The sequence below is a fragment of the Streptomyces sp. 13-12-16 genome (assembly GCF_002114215.1).
Lineage (GTDB): Bacteria > Actinomycetota > Actinomycetes > Streptomycetales > Streptomycetaceae > Streptomyces.
Map to the genome: position 1 here is coordinate 1 of NZ_NCTE01001179.1, position 2,164 is coordinate 2,164.

Below are 2,164 nucleotides of genomic sequence, written 5' to 3' on the forward strand. Positions count from 1 at the left end.
CCCGCCAGTCGGCGAGCGTCTCCCGGGTGCTGATCCCCACGTAGCGCTCGTGCTCGGCCCAGGAGAAGTCCGGCACCCCGTACTCGGCGAGGGTCAGCCGGCCCGCCTCGTAGTAGTTCGGCTCGCTGTCCACGAGCGTTCCGTCGAGATCGAAGATGACCGAGAGGCCGTCGGGCGTGCTCATGGGGTCCAGGATGACAGGGCTCACTTCCGTGCCGTACGGCCGATCGACTCCACCAGCGGCAGCAGCCGGTGCGGGACGCGCTCGCGCAGCGCCACCTCGGTGCGGGTGCGGACCACGCCGGGCAGGCTGATCAGCTTCTGGACCACGTCCTCCAGGTGCGCGTTGTCGCGCGCCACCACCCGGGCCAGCAGATCGCCGCCGCCCGTGGTGGAGAACGCCTCGACGATCTCCGGTACGGCGGCCAGCGCGTCGCCCACCTCGTCCAGGTGCCCCTGGGTGACCTCGATGTGCACGAACGCGAGGACGGGATGGCCCAGCGCGGCGGGGGAGAGGGCGGGGCCGGTACCGGTGATCACACCCTCGCGCTCCATGCGGTCCAGGCGGGCCTGGAGGGTGCCGCGGGCGACCCCGAGGATGCGGGCGTACTCCCGCACGCTGGTGCGCGGCTGCTCCAGCAGCAGCCGCAGGATGCGGGTGTCGAGCTCGTCCACGGCCATGAGATCCGAAGTGTCCCCGTATCGGCCATTGGCACTTCGGCGGCCGTAGGAATGCCGCCGACACTGTACCAATGGCCCACTCCCACAGGAGTCGGTTGAGCCACTGGTGGAAGAGATGCTGATATGGAGGGGTCGATGGCGCTGCGGACCCCGCGGCGCCTTTTTCGTGCCACGGCGCACACCAACGAGTTCCCAGGGGGCGGTACGTGCTGAAAAAGGTGTTCATGGCTCCGGACCCGGGCCGGATCCGGCTGCGCTTCGCGGCGCGGGCCGTGCTCGGCATCGGGCTGGCCGTCGTCGTCTGCGGCCTGGCCGGGCACTCGCTCACCGGTGCCGTCACCGGCGGGCTCGCCGCCCTGCTCGCCCTGTTCACCGTCACCGACGCCACCGTCCGCGGGCAGGCCGTCACCACGGTGCTGCTGCCCGCCGTCGGCCTGCCGGTGCTCGCCGCCGCGGCCGTGCTGCACGACCACCCGGTCGCCCGCGACCTCACCTTCCTCGCCGTGGTCGGACTCGGGGTGTACGCGCGGCGCTGGGGCCCGCGCGGCCACAGCCTCGGCGTCTTCGCCTTCATGACCTACTTCGTGGCGCAGTTCCTGCACGCGAGGACCGCCCAGCTCCCCGAGCTGTACGCCTCCGTCCTGCTGTCCGTGCTCGCCGCGGCCACGGTGCGCTTCGGGCTGTGGTGCTACGAGCGCCGGCTGCCCCCGGCCGTCGTACCGGCGCCGCCCGCCGGCACCGGACTGGCCCGCGTGACCACCCGCCAGGCGGTCCAGGCGACCGCCGGCGCGGGCTTCGCCCTGGTCGTCGGCCAGCTGGTGTCCGGACAGCGCTGGTACTGGGCCGTCGGCGCCACCTGGTGGGTCTTCGTCAACACCACCTCGCGCGGCGAGACCCTGGTACGCGGCTTCCGGCGGGTGCTCGGCACCGTCATCGGCATCGGGCTCGCGCTCTTCGTCGCCGTCCCCGCGCACGGGGACGGGCCGCTGACCGCGCTGGTCGTCGCCGTCGCCGTCTTCGGCATCTTCTACACGGCCGCCGTGTCCTACACCTGGATGATGCTCTGGGTGACGGTGCTCGCCGCCATGCTCTACGGCCTGCTGGGCGTGCTCACCCCCGATCTGCTGGCACTCCGGCTCGTGGAGACCGCCGTCGGCGCGCTCGGCGCCGTGCTCGCGGTGGCGTTCGTCCTGCCCGTGACCACGCACAGCATCACCGACACCTGGATCCAGCGGGCCCTGCGCTGCGTCCACGCGTGCACCGCTCAGGCGGCCGCACGGCTGGCCGGGGCCGCGGACGCCGACCCGGCGCCGGTGGTGGCGGAGCTGGAGCAGCTGCTCGCCCGGGTGCGGCTCTCGGTCGCCCCGCTGGTGCATCCGCTGAACCCCATGCTCGGCCGCAAGCGGCGCGCCCGGCGGGTGCTCGCCCTGCTCGACGACTGCGCCCGGGAGATCCGCGGCCTCGTCGCCGTCGCCGCCGACCC

Annotated in this window: 3 protein-coding genes; 1 reads left to right on the top strand and 2 read right to left on the bottom strand. The window is 73.3% G+C overall.

The window, feature by feature from the left end; translation table 11 throughout:
* Nucleotides 1-184 (bottom strand): HAD hydrolase-like protein (locus tag B7767_RS37065; protein WP_179167452.1); only part of this gene is annotated, 184 nt, incomplete at its 3' end.
* A 20-nt stretch (nt 185-204) separates the two neighbouring features.
* Nucleotides 205-681 carry an Lrp/AsnC family transcriptional regulator gene (locus B7767_RS37070; protein ID WP_073934751.1) on the bottom strand — a complete coding sequence of 159 codons (477 nt, stop codon included), beginning with the start codon at nt 679-681 and terminating at the stop codon, nt 205-207.
* A 206-nt stretch (nt 682-887) separates the two neighbouring features.
* Between B7767_RS37070 and B7767_RS37075 the strand changes: the two genes are divergently transcribed.
* Nucleotides 888-2,164: FUSC family protein (locus tag B7767_RS37075; protein ID WP_085575841.1), on the top strand; the 1,277-nt coding region annotated here is incomplete at its 3' end.

What these genes read in the sequence shown, in the direction of transcription:
- B7767_RS37070 (WP_073934751.1), bottom strand. Translation starts at nt 681, where the DNA reads ATGGCCGTGGACGAGCTCGACACCCGCATCCTGCGGCTGCTGCTGGAG.